This window comes from Oceanobacillus sp. FSL W7-1293 (genome assembly GCF_037969815.1).
GTDB lineage: Bacteria > Bacillota > Bacilli > Bacillales > Amphibacillaceae > Oceanobacillus > Oceanobacillus oncorhynchi.
The window spans coordinates 3,537,721-3,558,011 of record NZ_CP150212.1 but is presented as its reverse complement, the minus strand read 5'-3'; the positions used below and the strand labels follow the sequence as shown (position 1 = coordinate 3,558,011).

Here is a 20,291-nt window from a genome sequence, read left to right as displayed (position 1 = left end):
AACTGACCAGAGACAAGGTCAGTTTTTTTGATGGACAAAAAACAGGCTGTTGCAAAGTCTCTATTGACTTTTGGCAGATTACGGTATATCTAAGCAAGCATGAAAGGAAAAAGAAGTATATAATAGCTTCCATAGCAGCAGGATAAGTTAAATCATTTAAAAAAACAAAAAATATGTAGATTTTGTAAAGATTCCTTCTTTCCTGCAGTAATAAGGTTTCAATTGAATAAAAAAAGGCAATAGCTCAAGATAAAGAAAAACCTTTCATTGCTGTATTATGTTAAAAATGGGGATGGAATGTGTTGAAGAATGCAAAATAAACAATAAATGCACTCTATAATTGAAAAATGAACAAGCAGGGAGATTTTGAAAATGGAAATGTATCAAAAAAAAGCTGCAGATGTTTTGGAAGAATTAGAGGCTTCCCAACAGGGGCTATCAACCGAAGAAGCGGCATCCAGACTGGATCAATACGGATATAATGAGATAGCGGATAAAGAAAAAGTACCGACGTGGAAGCTTTTCTTAGAGACCTTCAAAGATCCGATGGTTATTGTCCTGTTAGCGGCGGCTGCAGTACAAATATTGATTGGAGAATGGGTAGAATCCATTATTATCTTTCTGGTTCTGCTGATTAACTCTGTAATCAGCGTGGTACAGACGAGAAAAGCGGAAAGCTCGCTGGAGGCATTACGGGATATGTCTGCCCCAGATGCGAATGTGATGCGGGATGGAACCGAAAAAACAATCGCTGCCAAAGAGCTTGTTCCCGGTGATATTGTCTACTTAGAAGCGGGAGACTATATACCTGCGGATGGACGTATGCTGGAAAGCGGCTCTTTACGAGTAAATGAAGGAATGCTTACCGGCGAATCGGAGGCGGTAGAAAAGAACACCGATATCATTGAGGACGAGGCTGCTTTAGGAGACAGACTAAATATGGTGTACAGCAGCTCTTTGGTTGTTTATGGACGGGGAACCTTTGTAGTTACCGGTACAGGAAACCAAACAGAGGTCGGTAAAATTGCCGATATGCTTTCTACTGCAGAGCAGAAAGAAACGCCATTACAACAGAAATTAAACAGTTTCAGCAAGAAGCTCGGTGTCGGCATTTTGATTTTATGTATTGCTATTTTTGCTGTTCAGGCAGCTCGTATCTGGTTTGGCGACAGTGAGGCAGATACAACCACTGCATTATTAAATGCGCTGATGTTCTCGGTAGCTATCGCAGTTGCTGCTATCCCTGAGGCGTTGCAATCGATTGTTACTATTGTCTTATCTGTCGGCACAAATAAAATGGCAAAGCAGCATGCCATTATTCGTAAGCTGCCAGCTGTAGAGACGCTTGGATCTACACGGATTATTTGTACAGACAAAACAGGGACACTGACCCAAAATAAAATGACCGTTACCGATGATTTTATCCCTTTTCATAAAAATGAACGTTTACCGGAGAATCCGGATGAATGGGATAAGTCCGAGAGATTTCTTATCTATATTGCAGCCCTTTGTAATGATTCGTATATTAATCAGGAGAACCAAGAGATTGGCGATCCGACGGAGGTTGCTTTAATTCAATTTGCGGATAAACATGCGCACAGTTATCAGGAATTACGAAAAAAATATCCACGGGAAGCAGAACTGCCCTTTGATTCTGACCGCAAGCTGATGTCCACTGTTCACTATATGGACGGGGAACGTCTGTTATTTGCCAAGGGCGGTCCAGATGTAATGTTTCATCGCGCAAGTCATGTGCTGCTGGATGGTGAGGAACAGCCATTGACCGATGATTTGCTGGAGCGGTTTGAAGGAGCCAATGAAGACTTCTCCAACCAGGCTCTGCGCGTATTGGCTTATGGTTATAAACGCTTGCCTGATAATCAGACAGATATTACGTATGAGGATGAGCGGGATTTTGTGTTAGTCGGGCTGACTGCGATGATGGACCCGCCAAGGGAAGCGGTGTACGGATCGATTGAAGAAGCAAAAGCAGCCGGGATCCGGACCATTATGATTACCGGCGATCATAAAACTACTGCACAGGCAATTGGGCGGGATATCGGCTTAATGGAAAATGATGATATTGCAATCACAGGAAAAGATCTCGATAAGATGTCAGAGGAAGAATTAGAGGACAAAATTGAGCAGATTTCCGTTTACGCCCGCGTATCACCTGAAAATAAAATAAGAATTGTCCGAGCCTGGCAGCAAAGAGGTGCTGTAACAGCCATGACGGGTGACGGAGTGAATGACGCGCCTGCTTTAAAACAGGCGGATATCGGTATTGCAATGGGAAGCGGAACAGATGTATCCAAGGATTCGTCGGCAATGATTCTGACCGATGATAATTTTGTATCTATTGTTAATGCTGTTCAGGTCGGGAGAACCGTATTTGATAATATTAAAAAAGCAATAGGTTATTTATTTGCCGGGAATCTTGGAGCCATCCTCGCGATTCTGTATGCTGTTATCTTCAATCTGCCGAATCCATTTACAGCGTTGCAGCTCTTGTTTATTAATTTAGTCAATGACTCGCTGCCTGCAATTGCGTTAGGTGTGGAAAAATCAGAGGCAGGCGTGATGAAGCGGAAACCGCGCCCGGTTAACGAAGGTATATTTGCCGGCGGTACGCTGCGAACTGTTTTGACAAGAGGGATTTTAATTGCTGCTGCTGTTGTTATTTCTTTCTATATTGGTCTGTCCCATTCCAATGAAATGGGTGTGGCGATGGCATTTACGACGTTGATTATGTCACGTACCCTGCAGACCTTTGCCGCACGTTCGAATACACAGACATCGATTAAAATTGGCTTCTTCTCTAATAAATATGTGATAGGAGCAGTTGTAATCGGGTTTGCTTTATATGGGATAACGCTGCTTCCTTTTGCAAGAGAGGTGTTTAACATACCTGCTTCCTTTAGTTTCCAGGAATGGGGAATTGCAACAGGACTGGCAGCTGCCGCTGTGGTTTGTATGGAAATAGCAAAAAAGATTTTTCATAGAGCATAAACGAAATGAATAGAAATAAGTTAAAGTGTGTATTCAAAAAGTCCTTTTTAACGGGCTTTTTGAATAACCTCTTAAAAAAATATGCCGTTTTACTTGGGATTTTTAGGTCAGGTAAACGGCATATTTTTAACCAATGTAAAGATTTTGTTAAGTTTTACTTGCATCATTATTGTGTACGGAACATCGTGGTATACTTAATTACTTAACAAAAAAATGAGGACGGAACATGCAGATGGACAAAGATTATTTTCAGACAAAGCAAGAGCAGGCAAAAGCATATTTTCAAACGCTGCAGGCTCAAATACAAGAAGAGAATTTTGCGTCAGCCTTGATAGAGACGCTTCATCAATATCAACAAGATAAAAAGAAAACATGGGTAAATATAGATCATTGGAAGCAGCAGCCAAGCAAATTATTTATTTCTTATTTAGCGAAATCAGGCCAGCTTGATGCTTATTTGCATCGAAGTATTTCGTACATTTATTTTCGTGACCTGGGAAGGGATATTACCTCTGAAGCAATGCAGAACAGAATAACTGCTGTCACAGAAGGCGTCAAAAATTACTTGAATCAGAAGGAGCAGCGAGTGCCGTTCCATCTGACAGAGCTTTACCAAATGGCACAAAAAGAATCGCTGGAAGAAGTATTCTTCTGGGTGTCGGATAAACTTAAACGTGTCTCCGCGATACTTCCGGATGGTTTGGATAAAAAAGAAGCGAAACGAAAAATAATGAAGATTATTGCTGGTGTCGTTATGCATGAATTGGAAGAATTGGATGGAGAACTGTCCAAAGATCGGAGGAGGCAGCTGTTAGATCAGGCTGTTCGTACAGGATATTATTATGGATTGACCTATCCGCTGATTGATGATGTGCTGGATGCGGATATGTTAACGGCATCGGAGAAGAAGACTTTCGCTTATTTTATCCGGCAGACGTTATTCACAGGGGAGGTGCTTCCAGTAAAAGCTGACGATTGGCAGAAGAATCATTGGGAATTCATTTCTGCTGTGCATCAGGAGCTGTCGGAAGCATTTCATTATTTAAAGTCCTGCCAGCCGGAGGAGAATAGACAACTTTTCCTGGAAAATGCGTATTTATTTTTCGAAGCACAGGAACTGGACAGGCAAAAGCATTTGGATAATGACAGGTATACCAATGAAGACCTGTATACATCTGTTATTTTAAAATCGGCTTCCTCCAGACTGATTATCCGTTCGTTTAAGCCTTTTTCAGAGGTTGAGAACATCGAAGCAAATATGTTTCATTACGGGATGTATAACCAGCTTGCGGATGATTTAACAGATTTAGATGAAGACCTGACGAATAGGAATGTCACGCCGTATACGTATTTTGTGACGTATCGTGAACAGAATTCTAATTTAATCAATCCCTTTGCCATGTATTGGTCTGTTATTTATTATTTTATTCATAAGCTCTATCCGGGAAAGCCGGAGATAAGAGATGTTATTTTGGACAGGGCAATAAACGGTTTAAAACGGCTAAAGGCAAGATTGGGAAAAGAACGCTATCAGAAATTGATGCAGCAGTTTTCCTTTGATCCGAATTTTGACAAAGCTTTAGAGAAAACAGTACATCGTACGCACAACGTAGCATTCTTTGATAAATGGATCCGTGATCAATTTTTAGATACATTAAAACAAAATCAGCAATTAAAGAACCAGTTTGTATCGAAAATGAAAGGAATCAAAGAACAAGTAGAAGAACAGCTTCCCTTTGAGTCAGCGAAAAATTCGTTAGAAGAAGCGGCAAACGACAGCCTGTCAGGCAATGCCAAGCGTTTACGCCCGATGATGACGTGGGTTCTGGCAAAAGAAGGGCTTCGTCTTCCAGACCATTTGGTCCTGCCCTTAGTAAAATCAATAGAATATATGCATACCGCCTCGCTTATTTTTGATGATTTGCCGTCACAGGATAATGCACCTGAAAGAAGAGGCAAGCAGACGCTGCATGAGAAATATAATCATGCGACGGCGGAGCTGACTGGACTTTGGTTAACACAGCGCGCTGTAGAAGAGCAGGCTGTAATCAAACATCAAGAACCTGGCAGGCTGCTGGAGCTTATTGCTTATTCCACCCGGACCACCCAAAACATGTGTCAGGGACAATTTTTGGATTTGCAGGCAAAAGGAAAGCAATTAACGCTGGATGAGCTGAGAGAATTATCGGTTTATAAGACCTCCTTTGGTTTTGAAGCGGCCTTGATGATGCCGATGATTATGGCTGGAGAATCGGACGAGCGGAAACAGGCAGTCCAGCGTTTCTCGTACCACGCAGGCATTGCCTTTCAAATCAAGGACGATTTATTAGATATAACGGGGGATGCGAAGCTGTTAGGCAAACAGCCGGGAAGAGACGAGCGAAATAACAGCTCGACGTTTGTGTCCATCCTTGGCCAGGAAGAAGCACAGAAAGAAATGTGGAGGCACTACATGGCCGCCAGAAAAGAGTTAGCAACGCTGCCGGATATTGATTTCTTTTATCAGCTGTTAGATTATTTAATTTTGCGTAATCATTGAGCTTTCCCGCATTGCTATCTGCTTTGTAAATCTGGATGATCTTTACACACGATTTATTGTATGTGAAGATTATCCGGATTTTTTTAAAGAGTAAGAAAGAAAAAAATGCTGAATATATCCGCTCCAACGGATTTCATGGGGTAAGTAATCGCAACCCCAGAAATACACTCTGCTTCCCGTAGCGGACATCTCTTTGGCAAGAACACCGAAGTTTTAAAGAACAAGCGGTATTCTTGGTTTTTTTAGGAATTTTTATTAAAAATAGGAGAGAAATAAAAGCAATTGGATTTTGAAAAGTTGTGCGATACAATGTGATTGGATTGGAAATAAATGAGAATGAAAGTGGTATATACCGAAGTATTAGAAAAGGAGGAACTATCAATCAATGCAATGATTAAAACACTTTTTGCTATATCCTTACAGTATAGCCTTTGCTGAAATGAAAAAAGATAAACAACTGCTTACAGAGGGGAAAATTCGTAAAAAAGACCTTGGCCCAATTCTATATTTAAATTATGCATTTTTAGTTATATATACGGTCATGAACCTGCTGTCTGTGCTCTATGTAGTTAGTGGTATCTTTGATCATCCTTTTGGTTTTTTAGGAATCCTATGGACAGGACTCTGGATTTGGATAATCAGCATTTTTTATCGGAAAATATTTTTGAACAGGAAAAAGAGATATCTGCAAGGTTTAGGGGTAGAACTTTAGTATATCAAATCAAAAAATCTCTTGTTATATCTCCTGTGAAAAAATACATCAAGCTCTTATTACATAGTTAGTTCTTTTAACAATTTGAATGAACAGTGCCTATTTTCATAGCGTATCGAATTTTAACAGAAAGCAATGAAAAATATAGCTGATTTACGTTCGTACTTTCGAATCTGTGTTATTATTTTTAAATATACGAACAGTTATGGAGTGTGCTGGGAAAGCCGCACTCCTTGATATGAATAAAAATTGTACAATTGTAAAAAGAGAAGCAGTTTTGCTGAACAGGGAGGAGGACGAGCTGGTATGCGAAAAAAAGACATGCCGTTCATGCTTCAAATGCTGCTGTTCACCAGCGGATTGATTTGCTTGACACTGCTTGTTACAGGGCTGCTTATCGGTTATAATCAAGCAGCAGATACAAAGGAAGCGCTTGCTGATAAAGCGAGCTTGAGTGCAAGTCATTTTGCCCGCATGCCTGTCGTTGCAGATGCACTCGCAAAAGGGGAGGCTGATGAAGAGCTCCGCGCTATTGCAGCCGAGGTTCGCGAGAATAATGATCTGCAATATATCGTGTTGATGAATATGGAAGGAATCCGGCTGATGCATCCTGTTCCAGAGCGGATTGGAGAACATTTTGTCGGCGGGGATATCGATGAAGTATTTGAAGGAAAAAGCTATACGTCTGAGGCAGTTGGCACCTTAGGACCGTCGATGCGCGCTTTTGAACCAGTTTATAATCAAGAAGGGATGCAGATAGGAGCGATTTCTGTCGGGATTTCCACAGAAGTTACCAATCAGGCTGTATGGGATAGTGTAAAGATAACTATTTACGGAACAGCTGTAAGTCTTCTTCTCGGTTTAGCAGGCTCTTACCTTTTAGCAAGAAGGCTGAAGAAAACGTTGTTTAATCTGGAGCCTCAGGAGATTGCCTATATGATGGAGGAACGGGAAGCAATGCTTGACAGCGTGAGTGAAGGAGTTATCGCAATCAATGCAGACGGTCACATCATTATTGCGAATCCATCCGCAGAAATAATGCTGGAGCGTGCCGGGCATTATGGAAATATTATTGGGCAGAAAATAAGTGCAATCTGGCCTGAACTGTCACTGGAAGTATTCGTAAACGGGGAAAAGGCTGTGTACGATAAAGCTGTCCGCTTCGGTGAGTTAGAAATGATCACGAACAGTGTTTCCTTTCAAGTGGATAAACATAATGTCGGGGCACTTGTCACTTTCCGGGATCGAAATGAGCTGGACGCCATGATGAAGAAGCTTTCTGGAGTAGAGTCCTATGCTCATACGCTGCGGATGCAAACGCATGAGTTTATGAATAAGCTTCATATTATCGGAGCAATGGTCTATACCGAATCCTATGAGGAGCTTGCGGAATATGTAGATAGTCTTTCCATGATCTATCAGCGGGAAACGGGAATCATTTCCGCTCATATTGATGATGTTGCTATTGCAGGATATTTATTGACCAAATTGGAACGCCTGGAACAGCTTCAAATCGATGTAGATATACAAGGAGAAAATAAATGGCCCAGCCTTTCTGATCCAACAGCTGTTGACCGCTGGATTACGATTATTGGAAATAGCCTGGAAAATGCAGTCGAGGCGATGGTCGGTCAGGAAGAAAAAAAGGTCACATTGATTTTTGATGTTTTTGACGGAGAGTTATTCTATGAAATCCGTGATAATGGAGAAGGTTTTGATGTCGAGGATTTACCTTCTATTCTGGAAAAAGGCTACTCGACAAAAGGATTGAACCGCGGCTACGGGATGACGATTATGATTAATGCAGTTAAAGCAGGCAATGGAAATTATCATATTCAATCTGAGATTGGCGCAGGTGTTTGTTTACAAATTACGATGCCATATGAATGGAACGACAAAGAGGGGAATAATTCACAATGATACGGATAGCTATTATTGAAGATGAACCGCTTATTGCTAAATTTCATCAGAAGTATATTGAAAAAATTGATGGATTTTGCTGTACAGGGAGTGTGGAAACGGTCGAGGAGGGTATTGAGCTGGCAAGACAGCCTGATGTTGATTTGATTTTACTCGATGTTTATTTACAGGAGAAAAATGGGCTGGATGTATTAAAACAAATCCGTTCAGAAGAAATCAATGTGGACATAATTTTAATCACATCTGCCAATGATCAGCAATCATTACAAACAGGCTATCGCTATGGGGTCGTAGATTATCTTTTGAAGCCATTTACCTTCGAACGCTTCCAAGAGTCCCTTTTACGTTACAAGCAGACCGTAAAAATGACAGAAGGAAAGGTACATCAGGCAGAGGTGGACCGTTTATTCCATCCTCGTGAACAGACAGTATTAAAACCAGATGACTTACCCAAAGGAATTACAAAAGAAACATGTCGAAATATATTAACAGTCATGATGGAGCATGAGGATTGGCTATCAGCAGCAGATTTAAGTGCTTATGCAAATATTTCCCATGTATCCTTGCGTAAATATTTACGTTTTTTTGAGGAAAAAAGATTACTTGAAAAAAATGTGATTTATCATAGCTTTGGACGTCCGCTGCAGCAGTATAAACTTTCACAAACAGGAAAAAACAATTTTCGTCAATTCTAGTTTCGGTTAGTTAAAAAATATATACAAACATAAGAAAATAGATGAAAATAGGAGTAATCACTTTTGGTAAGCGTTTTCAAATGAAGGGGAGGAGTATGAGAATGAACTATGTAACGTCAGCATGGAACGAACTTTGGAGACAGCATAAACGTACAAAGAATTTATTAAATATTTTTGCCATCCATAAAAATATTGCTGAAAAGGAAAAAAATGCGGAAGAAAGGAAGCAAGTTTCTGCAAAAGATAGTACGGTTCAGGGGCAACCTAAAAACACAGGTAACGAACCGCCGAAAACACCTTATTCGAAGGCACAAATGATTGGTTTAATTTTGGGACCGCTATTATTTGTTTTGACAATGCTGTTTTTTCAGCCGGAAGGATTATCTACTGAAGGGAAAGCAGTTCTCGCTTCAACGTTGTGGATTGCAACATGGTGGATTACAGAGGCACTGCCCATCCCGGCAACTTCTCTCCTTCCATTGATATTGATCCCGATTACTGGAGCAATGGAGGGTGGAGATGTAGCTTCTGCTTACGGAAATGATATTATTTTTCTATTTTTAGGCGGGTTTTTTATTGCAACAGCAATGGAAAAATGGGATTTGCATAAACGTATTGCCCTCTTTATTATTTCCGTGATCGGAACAAGTGTACAGCGGATTTTACTTGGTTTTATGGCGGCAACTGGTTTTCTTTCTATGTGGGTTTCCAATACTGCTGCTGTTATGATGATGATTCCAATGGGGCTGGCCATAACTGTGCAGGTAGCAAGTGTTTTAAAAGGAAAGCCGGAAGAAAAAGAATTACCAAAGTTTGAAAAAGCACTTATTTTCGGGATTGGTTATGCAGGGACGATTGGTGGTCTGGGAACATTGATTGGAACCCCTCCGAATATTATTCTGGCAGGTCAGCTGGATGAATTATTCGGTGTCAGCCTTTCTTTTGCAACTTGGATGCTGTTTGCCTTTCCAGTAGTGGTTTTTATGATTTTCTTTACATGGCTATATTTGGGTAAAGTAGCATTTAAAACAAGTATAAAGCAGCTGCCTGGAGGAAAAGAATTAATTCAAAATGAAAGAAATAAACTGGGGAAAACAGGCTATGAAGAGAAGATGGTCGCAGTAGTGTTTGTTTTTGCTGCATTTATGTGGATTACAAGAGACTTCCTGTGGACAGATGGAAATTTTAGCATTGTTAACGTTCCAGGGATTTCTGATGGGATGATTGCAGTAGTTGCAGCAATATTATTATTTGCCATTCCAGCAAAAAAAGAAGAACGTATTTTATCCTGGAAGGATTCTCGCGATATTCCATGGGGTGTACTTCTGCTATTTGGGGGCGGTTTGGCAATTGCCGCAGGCTTTACACAAACAGGTTTATCTGACTGGCTGGGGCAGCAGCTGACTGTTTTAGACGGTTTCCATTTAATTGTAATTATTTCAGCAGCAACCTTGATGATTATGGCTTTGACCGAGATTACATCTAATACAGCAACAGCGACAATGATTTTGCCGGTAGTGGGAGCATTGGCAGTTGCTTTAAATATTCATCCGTTTGCCCTGATGATTCCATGTGCGATGGCAGCAAACTGTGCTTTTATGCTGCCAGTCGGAACTCCGCCTAATGCCATTATTTTCGGGACAGGGAAGCTGAAGATTATTGAGATGATCAAAGCCGGATTCTGGGTCAATATTGTAGGAACCGTTATTATTATTCTGGCTGTGTATTATTTTGTTCCAATAGTTTGGGGAATTGATTTAACTTCTATTCCTAATGAATTCTTGGGAGGGAATTGACTGATTATGTTCATAAAAGCAGCATTTTCAGTTCTTACATGATGATAGACACTAACGAAAGCCTCTTTGAATGTCAATTCATGGAGGCTTTCGTTACTTTATATAGCTTCAAAGATGAAATAATCTTGATTTAGCTCGCCTGTAAATCTCCCACTGGTTAAACCTTCCTCTTATATACTAACCTAAGAACGATTTCTGCGATGTCTTTCTTTCCCGCCTTTCATGGCATTTAATTCTTCTTTATTCTTTTTCTTCTTCTTTTTTCCTTTATCTACACTCATTCAAATACCTCCCTCCATTTTGGTAGTATGAGCTAAATATCAGAAAAAATGTAACTGCAGTAGTCTACACGCTTACAAAAGAGAATGAATGGATGAGTTGTATATTTTTCATTTTAATCTACAAAATAGAAAGGGAGTTCATGACAACAATGGAAATGAAAAAATACAGTAACAGTCTTCATCTCAAGGAATGCAGTTGAACTAACAGCATACTCGAAGCCTATTACAAATAAAGATGAAAAACACATACATCCAGCTTGAAGAGATTGCATTATCTATAGTGTAGTGAGTATTTCTTTCACAAGTTTATATGAAAAGATCACATTTAAAAACAATAGTACTCCTCGCCAATATTATGATATAATTTTCAGAAAAAGTAGGTGAAGAGCTTGATTGGTGAAAAAATCAAACAAATACGTAAAGAAAAGCGAATATCATTATCAGAACTTGCTGAAAAGGCAGGAGTAGCAAAATCCTATTTAAGCTCTATCGAGCGTAACCTTCAAACAAACCCTTCCATCCAATTTATCGGGAAAATCAGCCAAGTTTTAGAGGTATCTGTGAAAGATTTGATAATTGAAAACAATTCAATAGACGAAACCGAGTTAGATAGTGAATGGGTGAAGATTGTGAAAGAAGCAATGGAATCTGGTGTTTCAAAAGAACATTTTAGAGAATATCTAGAATTTAATAAATGGAGGCAAGAAAAAGGTAATTAAGTCAGTAAATCTTTCAGCAGTTGTGATGGAATTTATCAAGAGTTATTCTTTGTATTCAATTGTTAGAAAATAGACAACTAAAATGATAAAATCAATTGGACATATATCATTTAGCAAAGGAACTATAAAAGGATAGAATTGAGTATGTCAGTATATACCAAATGTTTTGGCAGGGAGAATCACATGAAACAACTTATTGAACTAAGACATATTAACAAAAAATACGGAAAGAAAACTATTTTATACGACATGTCACTTAGCATGAACGAAAAGCAAATAATTGCAATATTAGGCGGAAATGGCAGCGGAAAGAGCACCTTTTTACGTATTGCTGCAGGGGTAGAACGACCGGATTCAGGGCAGATCGTATATGCTGATAAGAATATACGGACAGGGTATGTACCAGAACGGTTCCCAAACTATCTTCGTTTTACACCAAATGAATATTTGCATTATACCGGAAGGATAAGCGGTATTTCGGAGGACGGGATCAAGCAGCGTATTTCATCATTATTGCATCGGTTTCAATTGGATAAATGGAGTGACCGGCGAATTAGCACGCTATCTAAAGGAAATATCCAAAAGGTAGGTATTATTCAAGCCATCCTTCCGCAGCCGGAGCTGCTGATTTTAGATGAACCGTTATCCGGGCTCGATTTTCCCGCGCAGCAGGAATTAATTTTGATTCTAGGTGAATTAAGGGAACGAGGAACAAGCATTCTATTAACCTATCATGAAGCTCCTGTTTTCGAAGAGATTGTTGACCAAACCTATTACATAAAAGCTGGGCGTTTAACAGAAGAGAGAATTCAGGAAAAAGATGCTGTTAAGCTCATTGAAGTGAAGGGTTTAAAGGATAAAGATGTGCAGGAATGGAACGAAATATTACATAAAGAAAGAAGAGAGAATAGCATGCTGCTATATGTTAACTCAGAAAATAGCGATCAGATTCTGTCCAGGATTCTTAAATTGCAGGGTAGGGTGGAGTATGTCGGCAACATCGATTTTAATAAGGAATGAAGAACAAAATGTGTGCTTGTTCGTTTTACATATAAGGAGAGATTTATTTGAAAGAAGTCATTAAATACAGCTTGCATGATTATATCCGTTCTCATAAATATTTTCCGCCGGTCTCCACCTTTATTGTGTTAATCGCTGTTTTTTATACATATAAGCCGAATCCAATTGTCGATAGCTATGCGATTACGGCATTATTTTTGTTTGTGATCTCTGCATGGCTGTGCATGAGCGTCTTGTCTCTGGATTCACCAGTACAAAGACAGCTGCTGATTTTAAATTTGAGAAGCGGCTATCGGTACTATTTAGCAAAATTAGCAGCCGTTGGGCTGATTACTTTGTTATTGGCAGTGTTTGCTTTTTTTTATCCGATTATATTTCATCTATTTTCTGATTCTGTATCCATGACAGTTGGTTTCGTATCGATAGTGAATCATATCCTATTGGCTGCGCTCGGAATTTGTATAGCAGCCTTTTTCAGCAGCGTAATGATGGAAAGTGCCATCAATGCCTATGGCGGTTTAGCACTGACGGTCATTCTTTCCATTGCTGCACTTGGTATCGAGAATGCTTTACCGGCATCTCTCAAATATATGACATGGATTATTCCACCGGCCACGATTACTCAGCAGCCGCTATTTCAATGGGAGGAAGAAAATCTGGCCCATTTATCGGGCTTTCCCTTTTTATGGATATTGATTTATACTGGGATTATGATGCTGTTGTTTCTAGTGATGGCAAATAAAAGACGCTGATTCGCTAGGAAAATGAAAGCCGTTTGGATAAGCAACAGGAGACTTATAATATGGAAGCAGAGGAGGAGAATCTTGGCTGGTGTATTTTCTTTTTTGAGTGTAGTTCTATTCGCTTTTAATTTTTGGAAAAACAGAAAAGAGCTGAAAGCAACCTATTCAAAACTTCATTATGTTCAAATAATGGGTGTTATTATCTCCTACTTGGTAACGATTGCGATAGCATTTGTGCTAATATACTATGCTGGAAACTGGCTGGTCAGTTTTATCCCATTTGCATTTCTCCGTTTGGCTGCATTTTTTGTAATGATAGCTTTCGTCCTCTTTTTTAGTTTAGATTTCCTTCATAGAGTATTAACGAGGATAACAAAAGGAATTTTGTAGCTTTATGTTCACAACAGCCCATTGTTTTGGAATTATTCTGGTATATGTTATGTAAAGAAAGTATCTTTCGAGGTGCTTTTTTTATTTGTACAAATAATCATTTTCCAAAAGGATTTTTCCTATCTTGATAAGCATCAATTCTTTTCTTTTCCTTTCACGATAAAATGACAGTGTAATCGGAGAGGGGGAGAGAAAATGAAGCTGCAGCAATTTTTAATGAAACATAAGCATCCTGTTGTCCTTATCAGCGGAATGTTGATTGTTTCAGCATTTATTTCAAAATTTTTATTTGACTGGGATCCGGGATATTCCCTTGCAATGGCAATGGCTGCGATTATCGGTATTCCGCCGATATTTATCCAAGCCTATCAAGCACTGATAGTAAAAATAATCAGTATTGAACTGTTAGTATCCATTGCTGTTACTGGAGCGTTTATCATCGGTGAATTCAGTGAAGCTGCTATTGTTATTTTTCTATTTTTATTCGGAGGGTTATTGGAACAAAAGACATTGGAAAAAACACGCTCTGCCATTCGGGAACTTACTAAAATGGCTCCCGCCAGCGCTTTACGAATCAACGATAATAACATAGAAGAAATTCATATTGATGACGTGGCGAAAGGGGATCTGCTCCTTGTTAAGACAGGAGCTCAAATTCCTGTGGATGGTATCATTCAAGAAGGAAAAGGCTATATCAATGAAGCAAGTGTGACAGGTGAATCCATGTCAGCAGGGAAGGCAATCGGAGAGAAAGTGTTTGCCGGTACAATTTTAGAAAATGGTACGTTGAAGATAGAAGCTGAAAAAATTGGAGAAGACACGACCTTTGGAAAAATTATTGAACTCGTTGAAGAAGCACAGGATAATAAATCCGAAGCAGAACGTTTTATGGATCGGTTTGCCAAATATTATACGCCGATTGTATTGTTGCTTGCGTTTATTGTCGGTTTGATTTTTCAGAATGTCCATCTGGCAATTACAATTTTAATTTTAGGATGTCCGGGAGCACTGGTTATTGGTGTCCCAGTCTCCAATGTTGCCGGAATTGGCAATGGAGCAAAAAATGGCATTCTAATCAAGAGCGGAGAATTGATGGCTGCATTCAGCAAAGCAGATACGATGATATTTGATAAAACTGGAACATTAACTAGTGGCAAACCGGCAGTTTCTGAAGCGAAAGCATATACGGATGATTTGCAAGAAGCGCTTCGGTTAACTGCAAGTGTGGAGAGAGAATCGGAGCATCCATTGGGGCAAGCAATCTTAGAATATGTGGGGAAAACCGAATATGCAAAAATTGATAAAACAGAAGTTGTGAAAGGACAAGGAATTATTGCACATATCGGTTCAGAGGAAATAATGATTGGCAATCAGACCCTTATGGAGAACCATGCTGTTTGGATAAATAACCAGGCAAAACAGGATTTACTTCACCTTCAACAGTCCGGGAATTCTACCGTATTTGCAGCAATCAATCGTCAATTAACACTGCTGATTGGTATCAAAGACCAGGTTCGGCCAGATGCAAAAAGAACGTTGCGTATTTTAAAACAAATGGGGATTAAGCGTTTTGTAATGTTGACAGGAGATAATCAGACAACGGCAGAAATAGTAGGAAGTGAATTGGGGATAACGGAGGTTCATGGGGATTTTCTTCCAGAGGATAAGTCCAGCTTTATAAAACGGCTTCAAGAAGAAGGAAGAACGGTAGCTTTTATTGGAGATGGAGTGAATGACAGTCCTTCTATTGCTTTAGCTGATGCAGGAATTGCGATGGGAAGCGGGACGGATATAGCAGTGGAAACCTCTGATATTATCCTAATGCATTCTCATTTTAAAAAATTGATCCATGCCTTTGGTTTAACAAAGAAAACAACAGCCAATATGAAGGAAAACATCATCATTGCAGTGGGGACGGTGGTTTTTCTCCTCATCGGATTGATTTTTGGATATATCCACATGGCCAGCGGTATGCTGGTACATGAATTAAGTATTCTGGCAGTAGTTATCAACGGCATGCGTTTATTACGTTATCATACAAAAGATGAAAAACTTGATAGCTATCAAGTACAAAATAAAACATTAGAAGTACGATAGAAATATAAATAAAAGGAAAGAAGGAGTTATTTATGGAAAAAGTAACGATTCAATTAGAAAGCTTAACCTGTCCGTCATGCATTCAAAAAATCGAAAGTGCTGTTCAGAAGCAGCAAGGCGTGGCAAAGGTGAATGTCTTATTTCATGCGGGTAAGGTAAAAGCAGAAATTAATAATAAGGAAACAACTGCGGATAAATTATCAGAAGTCATCGAAAAGCTGGGCTATACAGTAGAAAATACAAAAGTACAAAGCGTATAATAGAGGAAAGACAATAACATGGCAGCTTTATCTGCTTAGATAAAGCTGCCATGTTGAAAAGGAGGAATCGCCGTGAGCCAAGAGCATTTATGTGTAGCTGCAGTACCGCTTTTTCAGCATTTAGATTTAGAAGATCAAAGGATAATTAACCGGTTGGTAAAGCACCATATTTTTGAAAAGGGTGAACATATTATTACGCCTGGTGAGAATCCGCAATTAGTTGTGATTGCACAGGGAAACATGAAGGTATATCAGCTTTCAGCGACTGGCCGCGAGCAATTATTAAGAGTTGTCGGACCGAACGGCTATGAAGGAGAAGGATTGCTGCTTGGAGCCCAAAATGAAAATTTATTTGGGGAAGCAATGCAGAAAACAGAAGTCTGCCTGCTAAAACAGGAGGATTTTCAAAAAATACTATTGCAATACCCGCAAATAAGCTTGAAGCTGTTAGAAATCAATGCCAAAAAATTGATGGAGGCAGAGCAGCAGGCACAATTTTTAATGATGGAAAAAGTAGAAAATCGTTTAATGACGTATCTTCTTGATTTATATAAAACTGCAGCATCCAAGCAAGTAGAGATTCCAATGAAGATGAAGGAACTGGCTTCTTTTTTGGGAACGACACCAGAAACACTATCTCGAAAATTAAAATGGCTGGAAGGGGAAGAGCTTATTCAGAGAAAGGGAAGTATGATAAAACTGCTTGATAAAAAGGAGTTGGAAAATCGTTTGTTGTAATCGAGAAGACAGGCCTTAAATTAGACCTGTCTTGTAGTCACTGTAATGTTGCTGCTCCCATTCCTCCCGCAGCATCCCCATGCGGATGGAATCATAATATTCACCTTGATAATACCGGACCTTGCGAATTCGTGCTTCCATTTGCATCCCGAGTTTTTCCGCTACCCGAATCATCCGCTCGTTGCCGGACCAAGTCGTTAAACCGATACGTACTAAAGGAAGCTGATTAAAAAGATGATTGATCCATAATTTCAAAGCACGGGTGCCGATTCCCTTTCCCCAGGATGCTGCCTCATGTAAAACAATACCAATCTCTATCCAGCAGGAGGGCTGGTGCTCCCAATAATAAGAAATCGTGCCAAGAATATGACCATCAAGCTCTACAGCCCAATAATTTTCAGAATCTACCCAATGTGCCTGTTCTGTTAAAAAAGATTCATATGATTTTGCCTGATGCGGAAAATAGGGAGCATCCCATTTTTTCCATTCTGGCTTTTCTTCCTTAAATATCAGCTCCCACAGACGCGGCAGATCCTTTTCTTCAATCGTACGAATGATTAGATTATTATCTGTATATTGCAATGGACGAATCTCCTTTTCCATTCATTTTTGTTGGATATCGCTTTTTTGAAAAATGATTGAAAAGGAAGGTGTGTCAACTTTCCAATCACCTGTATCCTCTGTTTCATTTTGAATCAGCTCCACGAGGATAGCCTCAGCAAATTAAGCTATTTCTCTCTTATTTCCTTTTTTACTATTATTCACCGGTATTTTTGACCAGATGGAGGCAAGGATAGACCCGCTGATTACATGCATCACAACGGCAATAGCACCTGGCAATGCAGCCAATGGCTGTGCAGCAAAATGGGCGCTCGCTAAGGTGGTGCCTAATCCAGCATTTTGAATGCCGACTTCGATGGATATTGCTCTTCTTGTCTCTTCATTGAGACGAAGCACTGTGGCAACTAAGAAGCCAAGCAAAAGTCCCGACCAATTATGCAAGAGAACTGTGACAAAAATAAGCGCTCCTGAAGATGCAATATTTTCTGTGTTTCCTGAAACGACTGCAGCCACTACTCCCGAAATAGCTATAACTGAAATCAGCGGCAAAATTTCTATACTTTTGTCAACGGCCACTGGGAAGAACCTTTGAAAGATAAGTCCTAACACAATGGGAACAATAATAACTTGAATGATAGAAATAAACATAGCAAACGGATTTACAGGAATCCATTGCCCAGCTAGAAGATACAAAAGCACTGGTGTCATAATTGGTGCCAGCATGGTAGAAACAGATGTCATCGTAACAGATAATGCTACATTTCCTTTAGCGAGATATACCATAACATTCGATGCAGTACCACCCGGAACAGATCCTACTAAGATAATTCCGGCTGCCAGAGCGGGCGGTAAATTTAAAAGCTTTGCAATTCCAAATGCAAGCAGCGGCATAATGGTGAATTGCAGAATAACGCCAATAATAACTGGTACAGGTTTTGTTAACATCAGCTTAAAATCGTTTGGTGTCATGGTGAGCCCCATTCCAAACATAACGATTCCAAGTAATATGGTCATATAATTGTTTAACCAATTAAAACCGCCGGGCATATAGAAGGCAGCAACAGCAACTAAAATGGTTATGAAAGCAAAATACTTATTCGAAAAATTACTGATGTGAATGAATAGTTTCATACTTCTACAATACTCCCTTACTTCAATATAATAGAATAGGATTCCGTATTTTATTTTGATGCACATTTTCTGAGTATGCATAGACAAGAAATAAACTTTAAGTTTGGATAGACGGAATAGAATGTACAAACTTTGCGATAAATAAATAATATTGGATTAGTCTGAAAATAATATTTATGTAAAATCTTCCTTTATCCCTTTTTTTCGGAAATCCTTCTAAGAAATTGTTGACAAGTATATCGTAAAAAATTTAAAAAGTCTATATAAAATTTTCAATGCTAGAAAAGAATAAAAAGCAGACATAAAAAAACAAGCGCCAGGTTGCGCTTGTTTTTTAAAACTATTAATTGAAAGATTTAGCTCCAAGATAATGTTGTTGCCAATAGTCAACGCTCATATCAGCTACAACCATTGCACCGCTGCCGCTGCTAGCGTGAATCATTTGGTTGTTGCCGATGTAAATTCCGCTGTGAGATGCGCCAGCTGTATCGTAAGTTCCTTCAAAGAATACAACGTCTCCAACGCTTGGAGAATCTACATGCACTCCGTCATTTGCCCACATTTGGCTGTGTGTACGGGAAACATCGATGCCTACTTGGTCAAACGTATAGTTGATCAATCCGCTGCTGTCTAATGCAGATGGATTTGACTCTCCCGGAGTATATGCTCCGAATTGATATGGGATACCTAAAGCACTTTCAGCTGCTGCAACGATGTCAGAACCGCTGACAGAACCAGTTTGTGTTCCTACATTGTCTTCGGATCCGGAATCATTCGAGACTTCCTCAATAACAATGTCATTCTCACTTGTTTCTTCTGTTGCTTCCTCTTCACCAGCTTCTGGCTCTGAAGCTTCTTCAGAGCTTGGAGCGGATTCAACAGGAGTACCTAGTGCATCTGAAGTAGCTGGTCCTACAATACCGTCTTCTTGCAAGCCTTGATCAGATTGGAAATCTCGTACGTCTTGTTCCGTAAGTTCTCCAAAAATACCATCTACGTTACTAGAAGAATAGCCTTGATCGTGCAATGAACTTTGTATATTTTCTACCTCTGAACCGGAATCACCTTGTTGAACAAGAGAAGAGTTAACTGTTGCAGAAGGTGTTTCTTCAGAAGATTGTTCCTCTTGAACTTCAGGGAGGCTGCTTTCTTCGTAGGTGATATCTCCTTCTGTTGATCCTTCACCCGCATTTGCTAATACACTGGAGCCTACTACCGGAGTGAGTGCTAACGTTGCAGCAAACGCAGTCGAAATAACATATTTTTTTGCATCAAGATTCAATGGTGCCAAAAGAATTCCTCCTTAAGAATGTTTGTATTATTTTGTTGAAAAACAGAAACCTATGTAGCAAGATTTCGCTCAAATCGTGGTATGGCCGTCTGTTAATCTCCTATTCTATGATGTATTGTATATAGGGGAGTACAAATTGATTGAAGCAGAAGATAACAGACTGAAACCAAACCAGACCTGATTCAGCTATATTTTCGCTGAACTTTTATTTTTTCACTATATACAAGGTAACATAGAGATATCACAAGAAGGTGTCCAAATTTTTAAAGGTCGGTAACAAATTATTAAAATATATTACATCAATCGACAGGTTTCGAATCAAGTTCTATCAACAATTTCAGATAAATTTACGGTTTTTTCATTTCATTTTCATTTCGAAAAGCTATTAA

15 protein-coding genes are annotated in these 20,291 nt (G+C 39.5%); 12 read left to right on the top strand and 3 right to left on the bottom strand.

The genetic code is table 11. From position 1 onward, the window contains the following. Positions 1–372 precede the first annotated feature (372 nt). From MKY65_RS17390 to MKY65_RS17335, 12 genes are all read left to right on the top strand, one after another. Positions 373–3,009 (top strand): cation-translocating P-type ATPase, encoded by a 2,637-nt coding sequence (locus tag MKY65_RS17390; protein ID WP_339179012.1) that lies wholly within the window; start codon positions 373–375, stop codon positions 3,007–3,009. A gap of 226 nt (positions 3,010–3,235) precedes the next feature. Further along, positions 3,236–5,548 (top strand): polyprenyl synthetase family protein, encoded by a 2,313-nt coding sequence (locus tag MKY65_RS17385; RefSeq protein ID WP_339179010.1) that lies wholly within the window; start codon positions 3,236–3,238, stop codon positions 5,546–5,548. Between the two features lie 1,018 nt (positions 5,549–6,566). After that, a complete protein-coding gene (locus MKY65_RS17380) occupies positions 6,567–8,180 on the top strand; it encodes an ATP-binding protein (RefSeq protein WP_339179009.1) in 1,614 nt (537 codons plus the stop codon). Then, a complete protein-coding gene (locus MKY65_RS17375) occupies positions 8,177–8,875 on the top strand; it encodes a response regulator (protein ID WP_339179007.1) in 699 nt (232 codons plus the stop codon). Before MKY65_RS17380 ends, MKY65_RS17375 begins: the two co-directional genes overlap by 4 nt. Before the next feature lie 95 nt (positions 8,876–8,970). Beyond that, positions 8,971–10,671: an SLC13 family permease gene (locus MKY65_RS17370; protein WP_339179005.1), complete on the top strand. Its 1,701-nt coding sequence runs from the start codon at positions 8,971–8,973 to the stop codon at positions 10,669–10,671. A gap of 670 nt (positions 10,672–11,341) precedes the next feature. Then, the gene (locus MKY65_RS17365; RefSeq protein WP_339179002.1) at positions 11,342–11,671 is read left to right on the top strand and encodes a helix-turn-helix domain-containing protein; all 330 of its coding nucleotides are present in this window, start codon (positions 11,342–11,344) and stop codon (positions 11,669–11,671) included. 183 nt (positions 11,672–11,854) lie between these two features. After that, on the top strand, positions 11,855–12,691 hold the full coding sequence (locus MKY65_RS17360) for an ABC transporter ATP-binding protein (protein WP_339179000.1): 837 nt from the start codon (positions 11,855–11,857) through the stop codon (positions 12,689–12,691). Positions 12,692–12,738: 47 nt separating this feature from the next. Beyond that, positions 12,739–13,443 (top strand): hypothetical protein, encoded by a 705-nt coding sequence (locus MKY65_RS17355; protein ID WP_339178999.1) that lies wholly within the window; start codon positions 12,739–12,741, stop codon positions 13,441–13,443. A gap of 72 nt (positions 13,444–13,515) precedes the next feature. Then, positions 13,516–13,824 (top strand): hypothetical protein, encoded by a 309-nt coding sequence (locus MKY65_RS17350; RefSeq protein ID WP_339178997.1) that lies wholly within the window; start codon positions 13,516–13,518, stop codon positions 13,822–13,824. A 195-nt stretch (positions 13,825–14,019) separates the two neighbouring features. Continuing rightward, the gene (locus MKY65_RS17345; protein WP_339178995.1) at positions 14,020–15,921 is read left to right on the top strand and encodes a heavy metal translocating P-type ATPase; all 1,902 of its coding nucleotides are present in this window, start codon (positions 14,020–14,022) and stop codon (positions 15,919–15,921) included. Between the two features lie 32 nt (positions 15,922–15,953). Then, entirely contained in the window at positions 15,954–16,181 is a 228-nt protein-coding gene (locus tag MKY65_RS17340) for a cation transporter (protein ID WP_339178994.1), read from the top strand. Between the two features lie 72 nt (positions 16,182–16,253). Next, entirely contained in the window at positions 16,254–16,919 is a 666-nt protein-coding gene (locus tag MKY65_RS17335; protein ID WP_339178991.1) for a Crp/Fnr family transcriptional regulator, read from the top strand. A gap of 15 nt (positions 16,920–16,934) precedes the next feature. Here the strand turns inward: MKY65_RS17335 and MKY65_RS17330 are convergent, their stop codons facing one another. The 3 genes from MKY65_RS17330 to MKY65_RS17320 all read right to left on the bottom strand — a co-directional run bounded on the left by MKY65_RS17330 (position 16,935) and on the right by MKY65_RS17320 (position 19,902). Further along, positions 16,935–17,501: a GNAT family protein gene (locus MKY65_RS17330; protein ID WP_339178989.1), complete on the bottom strand. Its 567-nt coding sequence runs from the start codon at positions 17,499–17,501 to the stop codon at positions 16,935–16,937. A gap of 141 nt (positions 17,502–17,642) precedes the next feature. Then, positions 17,643–18,611, bottom strand: coding sequence for a bile acid:sodium symporter family protein (locus MKY65_RS17325; protein ID WP_339178987.1), 969 nt, complete (start codon positions 18,609–18,611; stop codon positions 17,643–17,645). Between the two features lie 343 nt (positions 18,612–18,954). Further along, positions 18,955–19,902, bottom strand: a complete 948-nt coding sequence (locus tag MKY65_RS17320) for an NlpC/P60 family protein (protein ID WP_339178984.1) — start codon at positions 19,900–19,902, stop codon at positions 18,955–18,957. Positions 19,903–20,291: the final 389 nt, after the last annotated feature.

Bases quoted from the DNA above. Each gene is read 5' to 3' on its own strand.
- MKY65_RS17390 (WP_339179012.1), top strand. From the start codon at position 373: ATGGAAATGTATCAAAAAAAAGCTGCAGATGTTTTGGAAGAATTAGAG.
- MKY65_RS17325 (WP_339178987.1), bottom strand. From the start codon at position 18,611: ATGAAACTATTCATTCACATCAGTAATTTTTCGAATAAGTATTTTGCT.
- MKY65_RS17345 (WP_339178995.1), top strand. From the start codon at position 14,020: ATGAAGCTGCAGCAATTTTTAATGAAACATAAGCATCCTGTTGTCCTT.
- MKY65_RS17340 (WP_339178994.1), top strand. From the start codon at position 15,954: ATGGAAAAAGTAACGATTCAATTAGAAAGCTTAACCTGTCCGTCATGC.
- MKY65_RS17385 (WP_339179010.1), top strand. From the start codon at position 3,236: ATGCAGATGGACAAAGATTATTTTCAGACAAAGCAAGAGCAGGCAAAA.
- MKY65_RS17375 (WP_339179007.1), top strand. From the start codon at position 8,177: ATGATACGGATAGCTATTATTGAAGATGAACCGCTTATTGCTAAATTT.
- MKY65_RS17360 (WP_339179000.1), top strand. From the start codon at position 11,855: ATGAAACAACTTATTGAACTAAGACATATTAACAAAAAATACGGAAAG.
- MKY65_RS17380 (WP_339179009.1), top strand. From the start codon at position 6,567: ATGCGAAAAAAAGACATGCCGTTCATGCTTCAAATGCTGCTGTTCACC.
- MKY65_RS17370 (WP_339179005.1), top strand. From the start codon at position 8,971: ATGAGAATGAACTATGTAACGTCAGCATGGAACGAACTTTGGAGACAG.